The organism is Moorena sp. SIO4A1, assembly GCF_010672065.1.
Classification (GTDB): Bacteria; Cyanobacteriota; Cyanobacteriia; order Cyanobacteriales; family Coleofasciculaceae; genus Moorena.
This window is the reverse complement of sequence record NZ_JAAHHX010000036.1, coordinates 36,721-61,629: the sequence shown is the minus strand read 5'-3', so window position 1 is coordinate 61,629 and position 24,909 is coordinate 36,721. Positions and strand designations below refer to the sequence as shown.

21 protein-coding genes and 1 rRNA gene are annotated in these 24,909 nt (G+C 43.8%); 14 read left to right on the top strand and 8 right to left on the bottom strand.

What is annotated here, in order from left to right; all coding sequences use genetic code 11:
• Positions 1-7 precede the first annotated feature (7 nt).
• A 5S ribosomal RNA gene (gene rrf, locus F6K53_RS22510) occupies positions 8-125 on the top strand.
• Positions 126-286: 161 nt separating this feature from the next.
• Here rrf and F6K53_RS22505 read toward each other — a convergent pair.
• The 4 genes from F6K53_RS22505 to def form a co-directional block, all read right to left on the bottom strand.
• Positions 287-1,066: a pentapeptide repeat-containing protein gene (locus F6K53_RS22505; protein ID WP_293063773.1), complete on the bottom strand. Its 780-nt coding sequence runs from the start codon at positions 1,064-1,066 to the stop codon at positions 287-289.
• Between the two features lie 148 nt (positions 1,067-1,214).
• Positions 1,215-2,585, bottom strand: coding sequence for a PrsW family glutamic-type intramembrane protease (locus F6K53_RS22500; protein ID WP_293063775.1), 1,371 nt, complete (start codon positions 2,583-2,585; stop codon positions 1,215-1,217).
• A 633-nt stretch (positions 2,586-3,218) separates the two neighbouring features.
• Positions 3,219-3,422, bottom strand: a complete 204-nt coding sequence (locus tag F6K53_RS22495; protein ID WP_198953978.1) for a hypothetical protein — start codon at positions 3,420-3,422, stop codon at positions 3,219-3,221.
• A gap of 414 nt (positions 3,423-3,836) precedes the next feature.
• Complete coding sequence (gene def / locus F6K53_RS22490; protein ID WP_293025277.1) at positions 3,837-4,400, bottom strand: peptide deformylase; 564 nt, start codon at positions 4,398-4,400, stop codon at positions 3,837-3,839.
• A gap of 413 nt (positions 4,401-4,813) precedes the next feature.
• Here def and F6K53_RS22485 point away from each other — a divergent pair, with 413 nt between their 5' ends.
• From F6K53_RS22485 to F6K53_RS22475, 3 genes are all read left to right on the top strand, one after another.
• Positions 4,814-5,725 (top strand): ABC transporter permease, encoded by a 912-nt coding sequence (locus tag F6K53_RS22485; RefSeq protein ID WP_293025279.1) that lies wholly within the window; start codon positions 4,814-4,816, stop codon positions 5,723-5,725.
• 124 nt (positions 5,726-5,849) lie between these two features.
• The gene (locus F6K53_RS22480) at positions 5,850-6,704 is read left to right on the top strand and encodes a DUF3598 family protein (RefSeq protein ID WP_293025281.1); all 855 of its coding nucleotides are present in this window, start codon (positions 5,850-5,852) and stop codon (positions 6,702-6,704) included.
• Positions 6,705-7,246: 542 nt separating this feature from the next.
• Positions 7,247-8,080, top strand: coding sequence for a phytoene/squalene synthase family protein (locus F6K53_RS22475; protein ID WP_293039323.1), 834 nt, complete (start codon positions 7,247-7,249; stop codon positions 8,078-8,080).
• 777 nt (positions 8,081-8,857) lie between these two features.
• On the opposite strand, the gene F6K53_RS22470 is transcribed toward F6K53_RS22475, so the two are convergent.
• A complete protein-coding gene (locus F6K53_RS22470; RefSeq protein WP_293025285.1) occupies positions 8,858-10,030 on the bottom strand; it encodes a pyridoxal phosphate-dependent aminotransferase in 1,173 nt (390 codons plus the stop codon).
• Positions 10,031-10,616: 586 nt separating this feature from the next.
• Positions 10,617-10,766, bottom strand: coding sequence for a hypothetical protein (locus F6K53_RS22465; RefSeq protein ID WP_293063779.1), 150 nt, complete (start codon positions 10,764-10,766; stop codon positions 10,617-10,619).
• A 173-nt stretch (positions 10,767-10,939) separates the two neighbouring features.
• Between F6K53_RS22465 and F6K53_RS22460 the strand changes: the two genes are divergently transcribed.
• The 9 genes from F6K53_RS22460 (at position 10,940) to F6K53_RS22420 (ending at position 20,809) form a co-directional block, all read left to right on the top strand.
• On the top strand, positions 10,940-11,371 hold the full coding sequence (locus F6K53_RS22460) for a hypothetical protein (protein WP_293025287.1): 432 nt from the start codon (positions 10,940-10,942) through the stop codon (positions 11,369-11,371).
• Positions 11,368-13,038: an ATPase domain-containing protein gene (locus F6K53_RS22455; RefSeq protein WP_293039317.1), complete on the top strand. Its 1,671-nt coding sequence runs from the start codon at positions 11,368-11,370 to the stop codon at positions 13,036-13,038. Before F6K53_RS22460 ends, F6K53_RS22455 begins: the two co-directional genes overlap by 4 nt.
• 66 nt (positions 13,039-13,104) lie before the next feature.
• A complete protein-coding gene (locus F6K53_RS22450; protein ID WP_293063782.1) occupies positions 13,105-15,285 on the top strand; it encodes an ATPase domain-containing protein in 2,181 nt (726 codons plus the stop codon).
• Between the two features lie 590 nt (positions 15,286-15,875).
• The gene (locus F6K53_RS22445; protein ID WP_293063784.1) at positions 15,876-16,244 is read left to right on the top strand and encodes a hypothetical protein; all 369 of its coding nucleotides are present in this window, start codon (positions 15,876-15,878) and stop codon (positions 16,242-16,244) included.
• A gap of 53 nt (positions 16,245-16,297) precedes the next feature.
• On the top strand, positions 16,298-16,897 hold the full coding sequence (locus F6K53_RS22440; protein ID WP_293082244.1) for an IS607 family transposase: 600 nt from the start codon (positions 16,298-16,300) through the stop codon (positions 16,895-16,897).
• On the top strand, positions 16,875-18,002 hold the full coding sequence (locus tag F6K53_RS22435; protein ID WP_293063788.1) for a transposase: 1,128 nt from the start codon (positions 16,875-16,877) through the stop codon (positions 18,000-18,002). Before F6K53_RS22440 ends, F6K53_RS22435 begins: the two co-directional genes overlap by 23 nt.
• A gap of 137 nt (positions 18,003-18,139) precedes the next feature.
• Positions 18,140-19,336 (top strand): GNAT family N-acetyltransferase, encoded by a 1,197-nt coding sequence (locus tag F6K53_RS22430; RefSeq protein ID WP_293082241.1) that lies wholly within the window; start codon positions 18,140-18,142, stop codon positions 19,334-19,336.
• A 294-nt stretch (positions 19,337-19,630) separates the two neighbouring features.
• On the top strand, positions 19,631-20,095 hold the full coding sequence (locus F6K53_RS22425; RefSeq protein WP_293025295.1) for a GIY-YIG nuclease family protein: 465 nt from the start codon (positions 19,631-19,633) through the stop codon (positions 20,093-20,095).
• Positions 20,096-20,230: 135 nt separating this feature from the next.
• A complete protein-coding gene (locus tag F6K53_RS22420; RefSeq protein ID WP_293063791.1) occupies positions 20,231-20,809 on the top strand; it encodes a PspC domain-containing protein in 579 nt (192 codons plus the stop codon).
• A gap of 135 nt (positions 20,810-20,944) precedes the next feature.
• Here the strand turns inward: F6K53_RS22420 and F6K53_RS22415 are convergent, their stop codons facing one another.
• Positions 20,945-21,667, bottom strand: a complete 723-nt coding sequence (locus F6K53_RS22415; protein ID WP_293063793.1) for a TPM domain-containing protein — start codon at positions 21,665-21,667, stop codon at positions 20,945-20,947.
• 142 nt (positions 21,668-21,809) lie between these two features.
• Here F6K53_RS22415 and F6K53_RS22410 point away from each other — a divergent pair, with 142 nt between their 5' ends.
• Complete coding sequence (locus tag F6K53_RS22410; protein WP_293063408.1) at positions 21,810-22,556, top strand: Uma2 family endonuclease; 747 nt, start codon at positions 21,810-21,812, stop codon at positions 22,554-22,556.
• A 92-nt stretch (positions 22,557-22,648) separates the two neighbouring features.
• Here the strand turns inward: F6K53_RS22410 and F6K53_RS22405 are convergent, their stop codons facing one another.
• Complete coding sequence (locus F6K53_RS22405) at positions 22,649-24,907, bottom strand: PBP1A family penicillin-binding protein (protein WP_293025298.1); 2,259 nt, start codon at positions 24,905-24,907, stop codon at positions 22,649-22,651.
• Positions 24,908-24,909: the final 2 nt, after the last annotated feature.

Genomic DNA, 24,909 nt, shown 5'->3' with positions numbered 1-24,909 from the left:
CTACCTTCCTGGTGCTTATAGCGCTACGGAACCACACCGACCCCATCCCGAACTCGGAGGTGAAACGTAGCTGCGGCGAAGATAGTTGGTGGGTAGCTGCCTGCTAAAATAGCTCAGTGCCAGGATAATTAATTTAGACTAAAACCTCCTTAGGTAATCTTGACCTGAGGAGGTTTTAGATTTTAGGAAATAGCGATAGTTCTAGGAAATAGGGATAGTTGTGCTTGGCCATCAGCCCACACCTAAAATTTAGCAACTTATTAAAATTTAGCCACTTAAAAGCCACTTAAAACGGAGAAAGAAATCTCAAGAGTATGCTCCCAACCGATGCCAAGGCATTGCCTAAATTAGAACCTCCTTTAGAGGTTACAGAATTTTGGGCAATTTCTATCCCTTTAACCAAACTCTGTGACGCCTGGTATCCAGGAATATTTCCTTGTTCTTTAAACAGTTCACTAGCAATAGTGCCATCTTGGGTCGCTGCTGCTTCCTCTCCTAGTCGGAAACGAGCCATACCACGAGCCAAAAAAGCTGGAGCAAAGTCAGGCTTAATGCTCAAGGTTTTGTCGTAATACTCAATGGCAGTTTTGTAGTTACCTCTTTTGGCTTCTACTACTCCCCACGCATAGAAATCTTCTGGGGTACCTGCATAATCTGGAATACCAATCGTTCCTTGTATATAAGCATTACTCAAGCTCACACCATACAATTGGGCATTAACTAAAAACGCTTCCCTCAGGTCAGTACTGAATAAGTTAGCACCAGCAAGATTAGCACCAGCAAGATTAGCACCATTGAGAGAAGCACCAGTGAGATTGGCACCACTCAGGTCAGCTCCTGTCAAATTAGCACGGCTGAGATTAGCACGACTCAAGTCAGCCCCAGCGAGATTAGCACCCACTAAGTCAGCCATAATCAAACCTACCCTAGTTAAATCACACCCTTGACACTGTTTGGTTGAGAGTAACTGTTGAGTATGAGCTAGATTTTCAGCTTTAGCAATGGTGCTGAGGCTGGTCGTAGTTAGTAAAGCCGCACTGGTGAAAATTGTGAGTTTGATGTTCATGGAATTCATTGTTCTTCCAACAGCTGCTAATTATGAATTAGCAATTATGAATTATGAAGTGTAAATCCTAGTTGTGGTTAAAGTTTTTAGTTAACGTGATAGGCTAAACTTCTAAACTCCTTTAAACCTTAAACTTTCATAATTATCCCTAATTTTTAAAAAATTGGGTGGCGAAGTTTTGCGATCGCGTTGGTGACAGTGCCCTTGCTTTGAGAATTGCCGCTGTTAAAAAGACGTAGGACACAACCCCAACTATTGCCAAGAGTATACTATTAACATATCCCATGGCGTTCCACAAGGCATGCAGAGCAGAAGCATTCAGATAGCCAATGCCTATGATCTGCCAACGCTTACGGGGTTTGAGGACGCTTAACCCAATAAAATACCCGAAGTATCCACTATAAGCCATGTGTCCTGCCACTGAGCCAAGAACCCGAGGAATCAGCAACTGCAATCCTAACAGGTGACCGTCCAATTCAGTAGTTGGCAGTATCACATCGTCTATAATATTCGGCACATATTGCCCTAAGGTTTCTACCAAGGTAAATCCCACCCCTGATGCTGTCCCCAATAAAATTCCATCGAGGGGTTCCCAGACACCAATTCTTTCTCGCCAAGGGGTACGCAGCAACTGTCCCAAAGCATATAATCCCAGCACAGGTATAGCCTTGAGCAACTCTTCCATTAACCCAGCACCAAAAAACATCCGGATGAATAAAGTAGTCAAGTTGACAACTTCACCTAGTTGTGGTATATCGCCAGGTAAAATTCCTCGAAAAATATTGATAAATAGGGGCAGCAGCGGACTGATCAAGATTAAGCTGGTGGATAGAGTACTACCCACCAGCACCCACCAAGGTTTAGGTTTGCCACAAAGTTGGTAAACAAAGTAATAGGCTAATCCTGCCAAGTAGGCAGCTAGCAACAGATTAAAAACTACTGGTTGACCAACTGCAGCAAACATTGATACGACAAAGAGTACAGTCACGATACCAGGAGCCAAAAAAGCTTTCTGATTTAAATCCCGTCCTGTTGAGAAGATGGGAAACAGTTGGGTAAAGGTGACATAATCAGTCTGAGGCTTTGGTATCTTGCTAATCGGTTTTAGGGGTTTTTCTATGGCAATAGTTTGGGATGGGATGGATGGTAAATTAACGAATGTCGTTACCTCGCACTCAAAGATGAATTTTGGACCATCGTGACCCAACTCAATCCGATCCCCTGAGTGCAATTGCTGACAACCCTGCAAATATTCGCCATTGACATAGGTGCCATTCACACTATCAAGGTCACAAATTTCCCAGCGGGGACAGCCATTTTTTAGAGGGGTCAGAGGGCTAATTACCGCATGACGGCGCGATACGCTGACGTAGCGATAGGGATCTAAGGAAATTTTACAGCTAGGGTCACGTCCAATGACGTTATCCTCTAATTCAGAAAGGGGTAGTAGGGCGAGTATCTCTTTGTTATCACTAGTGGAAAGCTGGCGCAGAAATCCACTGTAAACTTGACCAGTCATTGCTACTTTGGTCGTTATTGGTTATCAGAGTGGGAGAGTTTGAGAGGGAAAAGAATACCCCGTCCTCAAAGGTCGGGGATGAATTTTCCCTCTCAAATAGTGTTAATATAAAAAGTAAGGGTCTCAAAAAAACTGGGTATTGACCCTACTCAGCTACCCTGGCCATAGGCCACGCGGGGCGCGTTCGGTGCGCGGGAAAGTCACGCCCATGGAGATAACAGTCGCCCACGGCTGTGCCTGGGAATCCCCATCCCTCTTAGGGTGGGGAGGTTCAATCACACTCCCCATGCTAATCCGGCAGGGGATTCTAGTTTCAAGAACGTTTCTTTCCTTTGCAGATCTCTCGATCAACACAGATATAGGAAACATCCACCCTGTCAGCCATGCAAAGCGCGAGTGGGGGTTTTCTTTCCCCAAGACCGCGCTGCATCGCTCGCATACTTCCCAAATGCCCAACGGTCGCCTTAGCAGAGGCTTTGGATTACTTTGGCTGCATTAACATCACCAGGATAGTGATCAGTTGTCCAATCATTTTTGTATATCCTTGGATCCTAATCACCCACGGTTTACGATGGTTTCTAGCAAAGGAATTGCACCACCAAACGAATTTCACTACTATTTTTTAAAATATCATTAGCCCTTGATATTCGCCCTGGCATCAAGCACCGCTAGGTAGAAAGAGAGACCACCAATAGGAATACTAGCAGCGAGGATAATTCCAGTCACCAACTTACCTAACTCGGGGTCACCATAGGAAAGTTCAAAAATTGAACCCACAGCCGCAATCCCAGCCACACAGGCAATCATCAAAAATAGAGCACTTTTTGGAGTCATCATAAGCTTTTTTGTTAAAGATTATTATCAGAAATCATAAGATTGAAATTAGCTGTGGGCCAATCAATTAGACCTAACCTCTAAGTAATAGGTCATATTTAGTGCGTTTTAGTATTTATCATGCTTGGGTGTTAGTTAATTAAGCATTGAAGATTGACAATTGCCAATTTTAAATTTATACCGATCCGATAAACCCTATTATAAGTGATTAACCGGACTTCATATCAAGTTTATAAGAGCAGTCACAGTTCAGGAAATTGTAGAAAGTTAAGGGAGTATAAATATTACTGTGACTATAGCAACTGTGACTATAGCAATCGTAATTGAAAATTGAACAAGAACAGGTTGTTATAGTCTTTTCCATCACCCTATGACGACCTCACCAGAGGTTGCACAAATAAAATCAGATTGGTATAGTTATTTAATTGGTTTCACCGCTTGGGGTGAGAATCCGTGCTTATTCAGTTCTTCAGTCAAGGCTAGACCATTTTGCACCCGATCAACAAACATCACTCCTTTAAGATGGTCTATCTCATGCTGAATGACGCGAGATAGTAATCCATTCGCCTTTAAGGTTCTAGGGCGTCCGTTCTCATCCTTGTAGGCTACTTCAATGTCGTCTGGACGGGTGACATCTAAATATACACCGGGGATGCTCAAACAACCTTCCTGGCCATCACACGGGGTGCTACCAAAACTCTTGATTTCTGGGTTAATTAACACCAGCGGTGGGTTATCTTGGTTATTAGGTTCACAGTCAACCACAATTATTTGCTTATTAATCCCGACCTGAGGGGCTGCCAAACCGATACCATCTGCACTGTACATGGTTTGCAGCATTTGCTCAGCTAATTTTCGGATGTTGTGGTCTACTTTAGCAACCCGCTTGGCAGGCTGACGCAGGACGCGATCGCCTAGATAATGAATTGTTAATGGTGGATTCTCTAATTTTTTCTTTTCAACGATAAGTTCAGCAGTCATGGGGTTATTGAGTTGTGAGTCAGGGTATGGTTAGGGTTAGACGCTCAGCTGCTAAAGGATTAGAACACTCAACATACACATTCTTCAACAGAGTGCCTAAGACAGAGTGCCTAAGTTGGTCTATTATTATAGTCTTGCCTCGCTTTCTTAGTTTATCATGCCCCACGCCCCAAGAGCCTTTGCGCTGCGGTGCGACAAGGCGCTGCCTGAACCTCCTCAAGGGAACGCACACCAAGAGAGGGGATGGGGAGCGCGTTGCAATGATTTGATTGACTCTCCCTGGTCGCCCATAGGTGGGTATTATGTCAAAATCGTACGTTTCAAGTGATTTCTTGGTATCCCACAATTCTTTTACGCTGGAAACTAGCAGCTCTATCGATTAGAACCCAAAAGTAACACCAAGTCAGGGACTGATGTTTAAATTTCTCACTCAACTGGATTACCTGCTGCGGGAAACTTTCTTAGGTCTACAACGTGGCGGCTGGATCAACTGGGCGGCGGTTAGCACGGTGACTGTCCTATTGTTTCTCTTTGGTATAAGCTGGCAAGCCTCCTGGCAGTTAGGTGGGCTACTCAATCAGTTGGGGAATCAACTAGAAGTAGCTGTTTATCTCGAACCAGGGGCTGAGGCAGAAATGGTCTTACCAGCAGTTCAGAAACTGCCCAAGGTGATGGCGGTTCAAACCATTTCCAAAGAAAAAGCTTGGGCATCCTTGGTTGAGGAACTGGGAATTTCGGAGATTGCAGCTGCTACGGAACAGTTGGAAGGGAATCCCCTAGTGGATGAACTGAAGGTAAAGGTAAGCAAACCAAAGGATGTGCTAATTCTTGCCCAGCAGTTGTCACAGTTGCCAGGAATAGATCAGGTGCAGTATATGGATCAGACTCTCAAACAAATGCGACAGCTTCATCATGGTTTAGGCTGGGTGAGTCTGATCATTACTACCATTCTCAGTCTGACCGCAGTGGCAGTTGTCACCACCACAATGCGCCTGATTGTGATCGCAAGACGCCGGGAAATTGAGATTATGCAGCTAGTTGGGGCAACCAGATCCTGGATTTATCTGCCGTTCATGTTGCAAGGAATTACTTTTGGTGTAGCTGGGGCAGTCCTAGCCTGGGTTTTGTTGATCGGTCTGCGGCAATTTCTGACTAATCTGCTAGCGACTGGACCTGATTTTATCGAATTTATCGCTACAGTGGTACCACCGGATCCACTTAAAATTGTTGTGCTACCCTTACTGTTGTTGATTCTGGGGGGTTCAGTGGGTTTGCTCGGTAGCTGCCTAGCTGTTAGTCTCGAAAGCATCGCTATCGGGAAATGAGGTTACCAAAATTTGGTCTAATTCTGGTATTTTGTCAGTGGTTAGTGTCATGGCAAGTGGTTAGAGTAACAGAGGACTGATGACCAATGACTAATGACTCACAGCTAATAACTAAGGACTACTTATGCGATCGCAATGGGAATGTTTTTTGCAAAATCAAGGGAGTTGGCATGGTTCCTTTACCACATTCTCACCAAAAGGGCAACAGTTAAAAGATATTCCCTCTGTGCTCACCATAGAAGGACTCGACGATAACCAAAAAATTCGTTTGACTCTTCGCTATCTGCCACCTGAACAAGCTATATTCAACCGAGTTCTGGAATACACCCATGTAGATCGCTATCTTATGTTCTTTGACACTGGTGCGTTTTCCCAAGGCGCACTACAGTGGGCTCCTTATTCCGAATTTGGGGCAGAATTTGGCTTGATTGAGGGTAACCGTCGTCTGCGGATGGTGCAACTGTATAACAGGGAGAGTCAGCTGAAACAGTTGACCTTAATTCGAGAAAAACTGGCGGGTACGGATACACCAGAACGTCCAGCATTAACCTTGGAACAGTTGCTCGGAGAGTGGCGTGGAGAGGCGGTAACGCTTTATTCTGATTTGCGTACGCCTAACATCTATCCTACTCACCTTAAACTTCAGCATCATGAAAGTAACCGCTTAGTACAACAACTCACATTTGGCACAGGAGAATCATTAGGTACCATCACCTCTAGCGCTAAGATTGATGGCTCAATTCTGTATTTTGACGAGGGTGCTGTTTCTACTCAAGTCTTATTATTGCCCGATGGGGCATCGTCTACTTGTCCAATAATGGTTAAGTCAGGTCATTCTTTCTTCCTAGAAGTAGGTTGGCTGTGGCAACCTAACCAACGTCAGCGGCTGATTCGCTCTTTTAACGATAAAGGGCAATGGGTTAGTCTTACTTTGGTAAGAGAGCACAAAGTATCTTCTGGGCCTTATATAAAAGGATAAAGTATCAAGGATGAAGTAGGTGGGCTTGTTTACAACCCAGTCAATCTGAATCGATATTATATACAGCATTTTTAAAGGAGATGTGAAATTAGGATTGATGGATAAAGATAACTTCGGATCAGTAGGAAAGAAATACAAGTATTTTTTGATGTTATGAGCAATCAAAGATTTGGTTTGGAAATGCTATATAGCATTTTAATTTTAAATATAAACATAGCGGTGCGACCCAAGGGCGATTTACTCGCCCTAGGAGGCGCGCACCGTGGATTGATCTAATAAAGTGATGCAGCGCTATTCCCTATTCTAACTCAACTAGCCCTATAGCTTGTTTAACCTGTTAAGTGGTTAAAGTTGCGCCTACGTTTTTTTTGTTTCTATTCCACAGCGGTAACTACCAACTTACGTTAAAGTTGTAAATTTTTGTATCAAAATTCAAAATTATGGATTGAATCTGAAATAAAAGTGGTATAATACCCAGAAATTTCAGTCAGATCCAAAAAACTTGTTCAAATTTGCCCCATAGGGAATATGGATTGGTAAAGATGACCTATAAAGGTAGCTTAGAGATTCTCAAAGAGACTAGTCGGACTTTTTATATTCCAATTAGTACTCTGCCTAAAGACCTTCAAGAAGCTGTCGCTTCTGCCTACTTATGCATGCGTGCAATTGATGAAATCGAAGATCATCCTCAACTTGGTAAGTCTACCAAAGCAGCGCTGTTAAGAACAATTAGCTTAAACCTACAAACAATGGGCAGCAGTTATAATGCTAGTTCTACTAATAGTTATACTAATGATGAACTTCTTGCAGTTTTAAGTAAATATGAAACACTTCCAGAGGTAACAACTCGTATTGGTGATTGGGCAATTCTAGCACCAGAAACCATTGCACCTCGAATTTGGGAAGCAACTTCAGCAATGGCAGATAGAATGGCTTACTGGGTTGAGTGCGGTTGGAAGATTCGTACAGAGGGTGATTTGAATGGCTACACTTTCAGTGTTGCTGGTTCTGTAGGATTATTACTTTCTGATTTGTGGGCTTGGTATGATGGAACCCAAACCAATCGTCACCAGGCAATTGGTTTTGGTCGAGGCTTACAGGCAGTTAACATTCTACGTAATCGAACTGATGATTTGACACGTCACGTGGATTTCTTTCCCCAGGGATGGAGTTCAGAAACTATGCAAAGGTATGCCCGTAGAAATCTTTCTTTAGCTGATGCCTATACTAACGCTCTTCCCAAAGGTCCAGCTAGAAATTTTTGTCAAATTCCTCTTGCTTTGGCTCATGCAACACTTGATGTTTTAGCTCTCGGACAAGCTAAACTTAGTCGTGAGGCAGTGATTGGTATTGTTGAGAAGTTGACTGTGAGGTAGTGCTAGATCTTAAGGTTCAATCGCTTTGCTACCAGTCAAAATTATAAATTAAAAATTCAAAACTACCCCATAAATTAATTCAGGAGCTTTTATCCGGTGGAAAAAATTCAAAATTAGAAGACTATTCATTTGAAATTTTGAATTTGGCATTTTGAATTTAAAAATGCTCAAGTCCCCATGACCAATTATCCATTACCCGAGAAGGCAATGATAATTAGTCAACCGGATTTGGCATGATATTTCTTTCCCGGTGCCCTTGACCTAGGTGAATTAAATTCGCCACGGGTCGCACCGCACTTTCCCCGAATTCGCAATAAAACTTATTATAAGTTAACTATAAGTATCACCAGAGTAGAGAAATCTTTACCATAAAAACTACCCATAATTTGTTATCCGGAATAGACTTAACTCATATTGAAGTATAAATCTAGAGGCTTTAAAAAGCCTGAGTCGATAGTAAAGAGGTAAGACCTATGGATAGCGAACTGAGCCAAGTTCTATTACTGGTGTTGATTTTTTCTATTTCCTGTATGATTTTGTCTCCGGTGTTATGGTGGATTCTGCCAGACAGAAGCATCAATAACGCCTAACCAGACTTTGCCAAAACCAAGCCAGTAAGCAGGTTTAGATGACATCAGTCTCAATCAAAATGTATTATGAACCCACCAAGCACAGGTGGGTTCACTAGAAAAAAAACTGGTATGATACCTCGCCCCTTGTGGCCAATTTGTGAGTCAATTTTTCTACAAAATATTTTTTGCATCTCCTGCCCTTGGGTCAAACTTTTTGTAAAATTTCGTTAAGACCTGCAACGAATCGTTCAATACCTTCTGCTGCAGTTTCCTTTTGCAAAGCACCATAAGCAAGCCTGAGGTAACACCCGTCCTCAATACCAAAGGCGCTACCTGGCATCACAGCTACCCGATGTTCCCGAATCAGTCTCTGTACCAACTCAAAAGCATCCAACTGAGTATCCACTTTTAGGAAAACATAGAACGCTCCATCCGCAGAACCAATGGTACACAAACCCTCTAGACGTTTCAGGGAGTTCAATACCACCTGTCTTACAGACGCGATCGCATTAATATGAGGTTGACAGTAATCTTTTCGAGTACTCAATGCCCCTAAAGCCGCATACTGAGAAATGACTGGGGGACAAATTAGGATTGTATCCTGAACCTTTTGAATTGCTTCAAACAAGTGTTCTGGAATAATCATGTAGCCAATCCGCCAACTGGCAAAACCGTAGGCTTTGGAGAGACTGTAGAGAGAAATAGTGTGTTGACTACTTTCGGGAAAGGCACCTGGAGAAAAGTGTTTTACCCCGTTGTAGGTAAAATACTCATAAGCTTCATCACTGATGTGGTAAATTCCGTGATCGCCACAGAGTTGATTTACCTGACGCAATGCCTCTTCGGAATATACCGCCCCAGTAGGATTATTAGGTGATATGGTCACTACTGCCTTGGTTCTGTCGGTAATAGCCTGTGCGATCGCGAACGGATTTAGCTGGTAATTATCATCGGTTGGCACCAGCACTGGATCACAACTAGCCATCTTAATCGCCATTTCGTGGTTGAAATAGTAAGGCCTTTGAAGAATAATCTCGTCCCCGGGAGTGGTAATTGCCAGAATCGCGTTCATAAACGCCATGTTGCTTCCTGCGGTGACAACGATGCGGTTGGCGGAGTTAATCTCAATTTTGTTATCAGTTTGCAGTTTTGCCTCAATTGCCTCTCGCAAAGTCGCAATTCCCTGTACCGGTTTGTACTTATGATTACCTGGTAAGCTGTAGAATTCACGCAACATTGCCATTGCCTCTGGAGGGGGATCATAATATACCACCCCCTGTCCTAAGGATATTGTGTCAGGATATTTACGGATCAGTTCGCCAACCATGGGAATGACTGGCAACTGCACCGCCTCCATGCGGGAGGTCAGGGTTTTCATGGTTTCTTCTTTTTTTTGAGTGAAGGTACCCGTGGTTCATACTAGCGAATCTCATACCAAATCCGCTTGGTCATTACCCCTTTATAAAAATCGACCAAATCTTTTTATCCCAGGAATATAGGGCTATGCGGATCAGGGGGGTATGGAAACAGGATTTGGTATCAGCAGTTAATCGAGATAAAAAAAAACTGAATTTTTCTATTGCTTCAGTATTGTGTTGCTATCCTTAAAGGCGTTGTTTACTTTTCCTTTAAGAAAAGTTATGTTAATTATATTTAAATACTTTTGTATTAATTTTTGTTTGTTTTTAATTCGGTATTACTAAAAAAAATTTAAAAAAATCTAAAAAAAGAGATAACCAATCCCATTACTTTTGATAATCTAATAATCTGTGGAAATTGATGGGATAAACTGGTAGTTATCCATAGATAGCCATGAATAGAACTACTGGGGGGGCGACATGCAAGCTGAAATCATTACTGGGTAATAATTTCAGCTCATAAGTAACAGAAAGATACATGCTGTTTTGGGCTGACATTGCACCTAGTTATAAGGGTTTAAGCTTCCAGAAAGCGATGCAGTGGCCTCACGGGGAGGCAGTGCGGTCAAAGGAGGCAGCGCGGTCAAAGGAGGCCACACCATGAGCGACTGCCGTTCCACGGGGCAAACAGCGGTGCGGACGCAGGTTCCGTACACAGACCCATGCGCCATGAGCAACTGCCGTGGTTTTCCCCACTCGCGCTTTGCATGGCTGACAATGAATCCAGGGTCAATTTCGGACTGTATCTTGCCTGAGTTATTGGCATCAAAGCCTTATATAGTCGGCTTTTCAGAGCTTATATAACCCCCTCAGCTAGAACTAATAGTTTTCTTAACCTTAACTGGGCACGAAAATTTGAGGAGAGTGCGATGAGCGATCCTAATAGAGAAATGGAGATGCGATCGGCACAACCATTAGCTGAACAGCCAGTCCAGGATCAAGTTGACCAGGCGAAGACAGAGGCCCGTAAGGAAGAAGTTATCGACATTTACGAAGATTTGCTCACCACGATCTGGAACCGGATTATGCCGACCTTAGGTAGAGTGACAGTAGTGTCGATTATGGAAAGATCTCTAGCTTTGACAGCGGAAAAATATCCCCTGATTGGCTACATAGAATCAAGTGCCGAGGGAGTTTCGTTTGAGGTGTTTCGCCAAAAGGTTTCACCAGAACAACGGTTGTTAATTCGTGAGGCGCTCAAAGAGTTAGTCACAACCCTAATCGATATTCTAGCCATCTTGACGGGCGACATTCTAGTCAGACAATTACTCAAGGAAATTGAAGGGAAAAAACTTATATGATCAGGCCTCGGACAAAGCCCTTAGGTAAACTGCCTACTAGTATTCCTGGTCTAGACTCGATTCTCGCTGGTGGTATTCCGGAATTGTCCATTAACATCATCACTGGGCCACCCGGATCTGGTAAGACGATCTTTACCCAGCAAATACTATACACCAATGCTAGTACAGAGCACAAAGCCCTTTATCTAGTCACCCTATCTGAACCTTCAGTCAAATTACTGCACTACCTACAAAAGTTTGATTTTTTTGACCCCAGTAAGGTAGGTACTGCAGTAATTTATCTCGACATCGGCGAGATTATCCGAGAGCAGGGTCTAACAGAAGCGATCGCTGCCATTATTAATTACGTAAAGGAGTATCGACCTGCGCTGATCGGCATTGATAGCTTTAAAGCTATTCATGATTTGGCAACGGATCCCGTAGAAGTACGTAAGTTTGGCTACGACCTCTCAGTGCGTCTGACCACTTGGGGAGTAACAGCTTTTTTAGTAGGGGAATACACTGACGAAGAAATTAAACATCAACCCATCTTTGCCATCGCCGATGGGATTATTCGTCTGCAAAATCAGCCTCTGGGGTTACACTACCAGCGTTATTTAGATGTGCTCAAACTCAGGGGGGAAAATTATTTTACCGGGTTGCACCCCTTTGAAATCAGTAAGACTGGCATAGAAGTTTATCCCCGGATTAAGATGCTGGAAAACTTATCGAAGCAGACCCAGGCCAGCCAAAACAAACTTTCCACTGGCATACCTGAACTGGATAGGATGTTAGATGGGGGATTGCAGCATAGCACGGCAACTATGGTTGCTGGAGGCGCAGGCACTGGTAAAACCTTGATGGGACTTCACTTCATTGTGGCTGGAATTCTCCAAGGGGAGCCTGGAGTAATTGTTACCTTTCAAGAAAATCCCCAACAGCTCAAAGCCATTGCCCTGTCCTTAGGTTGGGATTTAGAGGCCATGGAAAAGCAGGGAATGCTAGTGCATCTGTATGATTCTCCCGTAGAACTACAGCCGGATATCCATGCTGCTAAGGTGAAAGCTGTTGTAGACAGGGTTAAGGCTGGCCGGATTATGCTTGATTCTCTCAAGGATATTGAGATTGCCACCCCAAATAAGGTTCGCTACAAAGACTATATTTACTCCTTAGTGAACCAGTTTAAACTTCAAGGTGTGACCACCATCGTAACCAACGAAATTGGGGAGCTCTTCGGACCGTTTCAGTTGAGTGAACATGGCGTATCCTTTGTGGTGGATAATGTTATCCTCTTGCGCTATGTAGAACTATCCGGTCGCATTGGACGAGCCATAAACATTATGAAGGTAAGGGGAGCGCCCCACAGCAAAGAAATCCGGTTTTTTGAAATTACCTCAGATGGAATTCGCATCGACGAGGTGATTCAAGCTCAAACTGGTGTGCTGACTGGAATGCCTGTCTTTAATAATAATTACTTCAATGACAATGGCTTTAAGGAGTTGCTTAACCAGAGTCGTAATATCATGGAAATCTTGCAGGGGGTGGAGGAGATGGACATCAATCAATTAGCAAATCGCACTGGATTCAGCCCTCAAGAGTTGCTCCATGAGTTAGAGAATCTGAAGCAGCAGGGTATGGTAATTACCTGGGAAAGTCAGAATACAACCTATTACAAAGCTACGATTTGATTGATGATTTTGATTGATTATTAGTTAAATTACCACTAATGACTAATGAATAATGGCTAATGACTAATGCCCAAAATCAAATTAATGCCTACAGGAGTGCCAAATCTGGATGCAGTTTTGGGCGGTGGCTTTCCCATCTACTCATTGAATATCTTGGCAGGGGCTCCTGGCACTGGCAAAACAATTTTGGTGCAGCAGATTCTGTTTAACACTATCAAGCACCAACCCCATAAGAGAGCTCTTTACCTCAGTACCCTTTCCGAGCCAACCCTTAAGGTGGTGCGTTATATGCAGCACTTCCAATTCTTCGATGCTCAAGTATTTGGTGAGCAGGTGATCTATAGTGATGTCGGTTCATTCTTAATTGAACAACCGATGCCTAGGTTGGCAGATCATATAGTGGGTTTGGTCAATCAACATCAAGCAGAAGTTATAGTCATTGACTCTTTTAAGGCCATTGCTGACCTGACCGAAAAAAGTGGTGACTTCCGCCGTTTTTGCTACGAACTATCGGTTCGCCTCGCCAGTGCTCGTTGCACGACTTTTTTAGTGAGTGAATCCGATCCCTCTCAGATTAACTACAGTGCAGAATTTGCTTTGGCTGATGGCATCATTTACCTTTCGACCCATGAGGAGGCAGGGGAGCAACGCCGTTGGTTACAGGTTCATAAATTACGGGGTCTGGCACCGTATATGGAACCATTTCCCTTTGTGATCACTAATGTGGGGGTGCGGATTCTCAGCCCTACCCTAACCCTCAGGCAAAAGTCGGTGAGTTGGTCAGTTCCAGCAGGGCGTATGGTGATGGGAATTCCGGGTTTGGATCAACTGTTGCGGGGAGGTATCCCCTACGGTCGTTCAATCATCCTCTCGGGAGTTGCTGGCACTGGTAAAACTACCTTTGGCCTACAGTTTCTCATGGCTGGAGTTGACCGAGGGGAAAAAGGCTTGCTCTTTTCTTTTGAGGAAACCCCCTCTCATCTGTCCCAGATGGCAGCCGGTTTTGGTTGGGACTTAGAACGTCTGATTCAACAGGAAATGCTGCGCATTGTCTTTGTTACCCAAACTAACATCCGGGTTGAAGAACACCTAGATCAAATTGCTCAGGAAATCGCCTCCTTCCAGCCTCAACGTTTTGTGGTGGATTCAATATCAGTCTTGTTCTACAAAGTCAATAACCGAGCCATCCAGCGAGAAAAAACCTTCCAATTAGCAACCCTGATGCAACAAATCGGTGGAGTGGGTATCTTTATCTCAGGTATCCCTGCTCATGAAACTGGACACCTATCCAGCTTTGGTGTGGAAGAAACCATTGTCGATGGCATGATTGTGCTATCAAAAGAACTGGTTGGTCGTAGACGCGATCGCTATCTAGAAGTATTTAAAATGCGAGCATCTGACCATGTCTGTGGTTCTCACCGCATGGCAATCACAGAAAACGGTATTGAGATATTGTACAGTGCCAGCCAAATATCTCCCCCCTCAACCACCGAATCATTAAAATTTATTGAGGATGCTCCCTATTTAGTGTTTGGGTCACTCGAAAAATTGCTCCCAAGCCAAATCCCCTATAACACCGCTTGCTTGGTGGAGGGCGCTCCCGGACTGGGTAAGAGTACCCTAGCCTATCAGTTTTTGCTCTCAGGCTTGCATCGCCAAGAATCAGTGCTATATATTAGTGCCGATATTCCCAGACAACAAGTTTATCAAACCCTCCCAAGTTGGGGATTGCTCCCTGACCCCTACCTGGAAACAGGGCAGTTGGTGATCCTCGATACCTTTAGTCCCATGGTAGAGACATTGCCAACAACCTCTGTACACCTGAATCTGAATGACCCGGAGATGCTTTTGCTCAGGATTGCCCAACAGCTCGAGCAGATGCCTAAACCCTGTAGAGTAATCTTTGACTCCCTCACGCCTCTATTAATCAGCTGTACTCCTAGAGAGTTTATTAAGCTGGTCTACCGCAAAAATCGCCAACTCCGTCAGCCTGATGTGGCAGTGTTAGATATTTTTGCTCAGGACGGCATGGAAAAAAGCGATCTCTACAATTTACTGAACCTTTATGATGTCGTAGTAGACCTTTATTCACCTGACTGGGATCAAATGAATAATGGAGCAGACATTGGCTACAAAAATTGGCTGCGAATTAGTAAAATTCGTGGCGCTAAGGCAGATCAGCGTCCCTACCCTTACAGTATCTCCCCCACTAAGGGGATTGTGATTGATAGCACCGATACTTTTTAGCTACCAAAATCTACTTTGCCGATTTTAGCCCACTAATGCAAGCTGCTTAAGCAGCCAGGGGGTATCTCCCAAGGCCAAGATAGGTTTTGTTCCGCTCAAGGCGCAATTATCTGTGTTTAATAGAAAACGCAACCACTATCATGGTTTGCTTTGGTTTTCGGCTTCAATTCAAGGAACCAGAATGTTTTCAATGACACTATAAAACTAATCATTGTCTAACATATTTTTGGAGATAATGCAAGATATTTGGATAAAATCGTCAACAGTGGCTAGCCTTGAGCCCTCATCCTCTTAGGTTAGGGATGAATTAGCCCTCTGTTGTGGTGTTAGCCACAACTGCCACAATCTACATTAATCTACATCCGCCATCTAATTTGTTCTGTCGGATGACTTGAGATAAAATATCAGGATTGGAGTGAACAAGGTCTATCCTCCTTTCGTCGGATTTTACTTTCGCGCCTTCTGCTGTTAAGTGTGCCAGTATTACTAACAGGAGTGGGTAGTGTTACACAAGTAGTGATTTTAGCTCCCGAAACCTCCATCAGACCGTAGCAAAATCACTACATCTTTATCACTACCCAGGAGTGTATGTGACTTACACAAAGGCACGCTCATTGCTGTTGGACAGTGCTCGCCAAAATCTTACCGAAATTGCTGTACTCCAGGCACAGAGCATTCAAGAGTCAATTGCTGCCCTGAAAAGCAACTTGGTGAGTGCCAGTGAAGCTGTAGCCCTAAAGTCGGAATCCCCAACCGCCTATCAACAATTTGTAGAACAATTGGCTCAACTGTTACCACATCCGATCGATTGTGTACAGTTGATGGATCTAGAGACCAAAGCAATCGCCGCCAGTACTTGTGTTAACCCATTGCTAACTAACCGACCGACTTTTGTATCGTCGGTGCAGCAAAGTCAATCATTGGCTAACCGTAATCATGTTGAGGCTTGCAACAGCTAACTAAAATATCAACTTATCTACCATTATATCTGAAATTGTGGTAGATTATACCTATGGCACTTGTACCACGACCTAAGGCGGTCGAACTTACGGGACTCTCTAGGAACACGTTGAGGAAGTATGGGGACAATGGGACGATCAGATGGGAAAAGACTCCAGGAGGAACTAGACTTTTTGATTCAGAAAGCCTACTCAGGTTCGGCTCAAGACATACAGAACATAATAGACTTCGTCAATTCACAGTGTGCTATTGCCGAGTCAGTAGTACCAAACAAAGAGACGACCTTGCTAGGCAAGTCGCCTACCTCCACTCCCTCTTCCCGGAAGCAGAAATCGTCAAAGAAATTGGTTCAGGACTCAACTACAAGAGGAAAGGACTTAAAACCATATTGGAGCGAGTCGTGCGCGGAGATAAGCTCACGATTGTTGTTACCTGTAGAGACAGACTCACCCGATTCGGATTTGAACTCATTGAGTACTTGGTCGGTCTCAACGGTGGAAAAATCCTGGTTCTCGACCAACCTGAAAGTTGTCCAGAATCCGAGCTTACCGCAGATCTTCTCTCCATCATTCATGTCTTCTCATGCCGTGTCCACGGACTCAGAAAATATGGGAAGAAAATCAAAGAAGATGCGACTGTTCCTAAACCCTGAACAGCGTACGCTTGTTCGCCAATGGTTTGGAGTGTCCCGTTATGTGTTCAATAAAACCATCAAAATACTCCAGGTAGGCATTGTAAAAGCTAACTGGAAAGCTATCAAAACCGACATATTAAACGACCTCCCTGAGTGGTGTAAAGTAGTACCTTATCAAATTAAATCTATAGCGATTAAGGATGCTTGCACTGCTGTTCGGGAGGCCAAAAAGAAATACAAAAAGACCTCACAAATAAACAGAGTAAGGTTCAGGTCTCGCAAAAACCCCATTCAGTCTTGCTATATCCCAAAATCAGCAGTTTCCGTTGCGGGAATATATCATACAAAACTGGGAAAGATAACTTATACTGAAGGTCTTCCTGATGATATTTGCGATTGCCGACTAACCAGTAACAATGGGAACTATTATCTAGTTGTTCCCTATAAAGTAACTAAAAATAAAACCGAAAACCAAGGCAGAGTAGTTGCTTTAGACCCTGGAGTTAGGACTTTTATCACTTTCTTTAGTGAAACATCTGTAGGAAAGATTGGAGATGGAGATTTTTCTCGGATTCAGCGATTATGTCAGCACTTAGATAATTTGATGTCTAGGATTAGTAAATCTAAGGGTGGACAGAAACGCCGAATGAGGAAAGCTGCCCGACGGATGGTAATCAAAATCCAGAATCTAATAAACGAGCTTCATCATAAGACGGCTAGATTTCTGGTTGACAACTTTGATGTTATTTTACTCCCAACTTTTGAAACAGCTCAAATGTCTAAAAAAGGGAATAGGAGAATAAGATCTAAGACTGTCCGGAACATGCTCAACTTTGCTCACTATCGATTCAAAGAGTTTCTGAAACACAAAGCTCAAGAGACTGGAAAAATCGTCGTAGACGTTTGTGAAGCTTATACCAGTAAAACTGTCAGCTGGACAGGAGAACTGGTCAATATAGGCGGAAGCAAAATTATTAAATCAAAAGTTGATGGTCGAACAATGGATCGAGATATCAACGGCGCTCGTGGAATATTTCTACGAGCTTTGGGAGATACCCCCTGGCTGAGTGATTCGGCAAAGCCGACACTTCGTGAACAGCTTGCATTAGTGAGCCAGAATTAGCCTTTGGTAGATTCTGGTAGCTAAAAAGTATCGGTAACAAACATTCCAGTTTTTCAGTAATTGATCCCAGGAATTGTTTCAGACTTCAGACTTTAGATTTTCCAAATCTCAAGTTCCCCTAATCCTAGATTACCCCAATGGTTCAACAACCCAAGCTTGACTATTCCGTTATCTGGGTCAACCGCATGGCAGATATTCCCCAATCCCCTTGGGATGACCTTGCCCAACCCCTAAAAACCCCTTTTTTGGAGTGGGAGTGGTTGAATAATATTGAAACATCTGGTAGTGCTACTGCTAAAACCGGTTGGTTGCCCAATCACCTAACGGTCTGGCGAGATAGACAGCTGATCGCTGCTGCACCTATGTATGTCAAAGGTCACAGTTACGGAGAGTTTGTCTTTGACCAACAGTGGGCGGATTTGTCCTACCGCTTGGGCATTTCCTACTATCCAAAGTTGTTGGGTATGACACCATTTACCCCAGCGGTAGGCTATCGGTTTTTAATGGCACCAGGAGAAGATGAAGATCAGCTGACACAGATCATGGTAAGTGCTATCGATCATTTTTGCGATCGCAATCATCTGTCTGGTTGTCACTTCCTCTTTGTTGACCCCGATTGGCGACCAGTAATTGAACGCAATGGTTTTAAGGGCTGGCTACATCACAGCTATATTTGGCAAAACCAAGGCTTTAGTAGTTTTGAGGATTACCTAAAGGTCTTTAATGCCAATCAACGCCGCAATATTAAACGAGAACGTAAGGCTGTAGCCAAAGCAGGTCTAACCCTGAAAATATTAACGGGGAATGACATTGAAAAATCCTTGTTTCCCTTAATCTACAGCTTCTACAGCAGCACCTGCGATAAATTTATGTGGGGTAGCAAATATCTCACGCGCCAATTTTTTAAGCAATTGTATCCTAACTACCGTCAGCGAGTGGTACTAATTGCTGCTTACCAGGAGGAGGATGACCAAAAACCAGTGGGAATGTCCTTTTGTATCAATAAGGGCAATCATTTGTATGGTCGTTATTGGGGCTGTTTTGAAGAATTTGACTGCCTACATTTTGAAGCCTGTTACTATGCACCGATTGAGTGGGCAATCGGCCAGGGCATCACCATGTTTGACCCTGGTGCTGGTGGGCGTCACAAGAAGCGTCGTGGATTCCCAGCAACTGCTAACTATAGTGTTCATCGATTCTATGATAAACGCTTTGACCGGATTTTTCAAAACTATATCGATGAGGTTAACTTAATGGAACTTGAGGAAATTGAGGCTATTAATCAAGATTTGCCCTTTACCAAACGGGAAATTAATTTTCAGCTTCCGGATTAATTAGGAGATGCACGAGTATTTTGAATAAACGCGCCTTTTGCACAAAGCACAGATCACAGGGTAAACGCATCTTATTTTGAAATGCCTAGTGGATATGAGATTCATAGGATAAGTATTTATGCTTATGAATTTTCAAATATCTTCTGAGTAAGGCTTCTAGAATTTAGATGCGTTTGCCCTGGCACAGATCAGATTTCCCAGATGTGGCTTGACACAAGGTCATGGAGTGTGGTAATATAACGACTTCGTAGCAGACAAATCAGGTATTGCTAAGCCGAACTACAACAATAATGAATGAGTAATTTTCGCCAATGCTCACCCTATGACTTGCTAGCTCTGGCTGTGGATGAAGCGTCGGAGGGAAGACACGCCGCCGCATTGCGTTATATGACCATGGCCGTAGAGCGTTCTAAGCTTCCAGAATACGCTAGTGACGCTCAAACCTTTATTCGGTTGCACAAAGCCACAGGGACTTTAGTACAAAGCTGCCTATCCAGCTCTGACGAAGACAATCCAGCTAGGCTTTTCTTTATCTTAGACAAGGGACGCAATGCGATTCGGATTGGTTACACTACTAACCCCAATGGTAAGATTAGAGGGCTTGAAACTAAGAGTGTAACCACTTTAGAACTAATAAAAATTATCCCAGGAAGTGCTAAGATGGAAACAGAATTTCACAGAAAGTTCCAACATCTTAGGATTTCTGGGGAATGGTTTGATGCGACTCCAGAAGTGATGAGATATATATCATCTCTTTGAGACTATTAACCCCACAGGAGCTTCACATCTTTCCCGATCTGGGAGAGATTGGGCTAGCATAGGAGTAGTTCTTCACCAAGGGTGCTAACACCAAGGGCTCTAAGGCTGTGGTTTTAGCATGCCATTAACTCTGGCATGATTTACCTTCCTTTACTCCTGTTGTTATTTTTCATTGGACCAGCACTAGCTGCCATTCCTGTCCGTCGTTCTGTTACACTTTCGCAACACACGGATCTGATCGCAGGTTGTATTCTCTACGGTATTCTACCACTTTTGCTCACTTTTGGCGGAGTCCAATTGGCACTGTTCTTTGGCTGTGAATCTGTTGGAATGGGAACAATGTCATTTACTTGTCCGCAACAGCCTTGGCTTGGGAATATTATTTCGTTCATGACTTTTGCTTATGGGTTTGCCATCTTTACAATTCCCTCCGCATTTGTGGGTACTGTGGGATTGGTGATTACCTTAGTAAAGCGTTTTAAAAAGTCAGAAGATCAGATTTCAGGGAGCACAAGAAACCGGTTTACGAGGAGCAGACGCCATAAGGTAATTGCAGGGGTTTGTGGAGCCATTGCTCAACGGTTTAGGATTTCAGTTCTGGCTGTACGGATTGTAACGGTCGCCCTTTCGATTGCTATGCCCATTATTTTCCTGCTACTCTATTTCTGGATCTGGTTAGCATTTCCCTTGTCCTCTTCCACGGACAATACTTAATTACAGAATTCAACTACTACGAAGTCATCAACAAAAGATTTAATGGTAATAGGCAAACATCTAAATCATTGCCCATTACCAATTTAACCAATTTATGAGTTTTAAAAAAAACTCGCTGTTCGCTTACCTGATACTTTAGGAAAAACCTTGGTAGAAAAAGTAGGTAACCATCGGCACAACTGTAGCAACAACCAAGATCACTACAACCCAAAGGGTAGCATTGCTCTCTTGAGTTTCTTCTGCACTCTTAAAGTTGCCAGCAATGTTGATTTCTTCTTCAACTACAGGAGGACCGGGATCAGGTTCGCCAGATAAAACAGCTACTATGCGATCGCTTACATCTAAGAAACCCTGATTATACTTGTTACCATCCCGCAGCGGCACCTGTAGGGTTTCAGAAGCCACACTTTCAGCAATGTCATCGGACATAATTTCCTTAACGGCATTGCCAGTAACGATAGCACTGTTATTGGTGACAGTATCGAGCACTATCAAGGTTTGATTAGCTTGGTCTTCTGGAGTATTATACCATTTTTCAAACAACCCTTGGGCAAAAGTTGCTGCTGTTTCACCATAATCTAGGCCATGGACAGTGACCAGTCTAACTTGATTGCCCGTTGCTTTCGCTAAATCCTCTAAGGATTGAGTCAACTTGCCTTCTGTAAAGCGAGACAGAACCTCTGACTTGTCAATTACCCAAGTCGGTTCTCCAGCGCTAATGTTAGGCATTTGATAGACATTGATGGCATTGGCTGGTGCTGCAATTATTCCGCTTGCTAACAAGATAGCTAAAAGAGGGATAATTAGGGATTTTATGTATTTGCGTTGGTTGTGTAGTTGGTTGAGGAGCTGTTTCATAAAAAACCTGACAACAAAGCAAAATTGGCTTTTCCCCAAAATACTATAGAACTGCCAATCAACCTAATCTTATTTATGGCCAAGATAATGGTACTTCGTGAAACTGCTAACATGTCACCAGTCAGGTCTAGCCAATGGAACCATGTTAAACTATGACCCGTTACAATACCTTCCGAGTTCAGAAGAATTACCCTCTTCTGATGAAACCCCTGTGGATAATGAACTGCAAGATACCATCCCTCACTTATTGAAATCGATTTTATCGATAATCTGGTCAGAGCGCAGGGATTGGTTTTTTGGTATAGATATGGGATACTATTACAATCCCAAACAGTCAGCCATAGTGCCTGATGGATTCCTGAGTTTAGGAGTACAGAGATGGAAAACTCGCCCTAAGGGTCGTCAGGGACGTTTAAGTTATGTGTTGTGGGAAGAAAATGGTGTTGTGCCAATTCTCGCGATCGAGATTGTCTCTCAAACCTATAACGGCGAGTATGACCAGAAAAAATTAGACTATGCTGACTTAGGGTTATTATATTACGTTATTTATGATAGCGATAACTTTCAACCTCGAAAAGGGGATAGCTTTGAAGTGCATCGCTTGGTAGATGGAGTGTATGTGCGTCAACCAGGGAATCCGGTCTGGATGCCGGAAATTGGTTTGGGCATAGGCACAGCAGAAGGAACTTATCTTGATTGGACTAGGGAGTGGTTGTATTGGTACGACCAAAATGCTAGACGGTATCCCTCCGAAAATGAGAGAACTCAACAGGCTGAGCAACGGGCTACTCAAGCTCAACAAGCTGCTAATCAAGCTCAACAAGAGCTTGAAGCTTTGAAGTCTCGACTCAAACAAATGGGAATCAATCCTGATCAGCTTTTGGATTGATCACCTTTGATACCAAGTTGCGGTCAAAGCAACAACTTTCTCTTCTCCCAATCTCCCCATCTCCCCATCTCCCCATCCAACCAATTTCGGTATCAACTCTGTTTCTCTACCACCTGACCCATATACATCCCCCACAACTGGGCAGCTTGGCTACTACTGCCACTAGTAGGAGAATTATTATCATTACCTAACCAAATCCCTGTAACGATCTGATGCTTGGGAATAAAACCGATAAACCACAAGTCTACATTTTTATCAGTAGTACCGGTTTTTCCCCCTTCTCCTTGACCAATCCGAGCACTGCGACCGGTGCCACTAGTGACTACACCCTGAAGCATTTCTGTCATGGTGTTGGCTACCGCTGGTGAAACCGCTTGCTTGTTGATAGTTGGCTGATCAGCGAAGTTGTAGATTACTCGACAGGTTTGGTAGTCTTGGTTATCGGTGCAATCACTACTGTCGAGAATTCTGACAATACCATGGGGACGATACCACAGACCTTGATTTGCGATCGCACCATAGGCTCCAGTCATTTCTAACAGAGTAACCTCACTTTGACCTAAGGCTAAACCAAACACAGGCTCGAGTTTTGAGCTAATACCCAACCGTTGCGCCAGCCGTACTACTCTATCTAAACCAGCATCTTGAGCTACTCTGATCGCTACTGCATTTTCCGATTGAGCCAGACCAGCATACATATCAATATTAGTAGCATCTCCAGACCGCTCACAACGTCTAATCCGTTTAATCCCAGAGCAGGAGTAGGTTTTGCTTGGTAAAATCCCTTTTTCTAAGGCAGCAGCATAGGCAAAGAGTTTAAAGGTTGAGCCTGGTTGACGCTTGGCTTGGATAACCCGATTAAACTGGCTTTTTTGGTAATCGGCACCTCCAACCATGGCTAGAATCTCGCCATTACTGGTATTCAGGCTTGCGATCGCTCCCTGGGAAAATCCTAAGCGGCTACCAGTATTTTTGACATAGTCCCGTAGAGCTGCTTCAGCTTTGGCCTGAGACTCGGTATCTACAGTAGTTTCTACAATAAAATTACCTTCCTTAGCCAACTCTTTGCCCAGTAACCTCCTCAATTGCTGGAAAACGTAGTTATAGAAATAGGGTGCCTTGGTGCTAGAAAGAATTTGTCGGGCTTTCGGGCTAACTTCAATCCGCGATCGCCTAGCTCGATTAGCCTCTTCTCGACTAATCATTCCCAAAGCGTGCATCCGGTCAATCACCCGATTCCGTAATTGTAATGACGTATCATAATTCTGGATCGGGTTATAGCTATTGGGTGCTGGTAAACTTGCTACCAGAGTTGCGGCTTCTTGGATATTCAGATTAGCTGCTGATTTGTCGAAATAAAATTGAGCAGCATCTTCAAAACCAAATGCTTCTATACCCAAGTAAACTCGGTTTAAGTAAGCCTTTAAGATCGCGTCCTTACTGTAAACTGTCTCTAACTTCAGGGCAATAATTGCTTCCCGCACTTTCCGGTCTGCGGTATTGGCTCGACCGACATACTCCGGAAATAGGCTTCGTGCTACCTGCTGAGTTATGGTACTAGCACCTTCGCGAATGCCTCCCCCTTGAAGATTCCGCACCACAGCTCGCATAATCCCATAGGGGTCTACTCCAAAGTGCCAGTAAAAGCGGCTGTCTTCTGAAGCAATCACTGCTTTGGGCAAATATGGGGAAAAATCCGATAACCTCCTCAGTTCTCGGTGAGCATCGGTCCGGGGTTGCCGTAGGGGAATTTGGTCACGAGAGTAAACAATCACAGGACCTGTAACTCCCTCGGGCAATGGCCTGACTGATGGTGCTCTCAGGGTTTGAAATCCAATTAGTAATACCACTAAGGCAATTAAGCCACCGATGCCATAGAGAAAGTAACGAATTCCTTGGATATACCAGGGGGGAGGATAGACGTACTGTAGCTCAACTGATGCAGCTAGTTCTGGTGGTCCGATGGTAAGGGTGTCTCCGTGATACAGAAGCAAGGAGGAAAGTCGGCGTCTGCCACGATAGATACCATTGGTAGAGTTTTGGTCTTTTATGATAAACCTACGCCCACGCCTACCATACCGTTCTAGGGAGAGATGAACTTGACTGACTACTGGGTTGCGAACGATTATGTCACAGGATTTGGAACTGCGCCCGAGTACGTAACGGTCCCCAACCAGGGGATAGACATCGGATTTGTTGGTATTAGCGTCTTGCACCCAAAGTTCCGGCACTCTAGCATTAGGCTTTAGTGCTACTGCTTGAAGATTGACCTTCGCATGAATGGTCTGTACTACCTGAGTTAGCTGACTAAGTATGGTTTTTGGTGGTTTGGAGGGTGGTTGAGAACTCATGG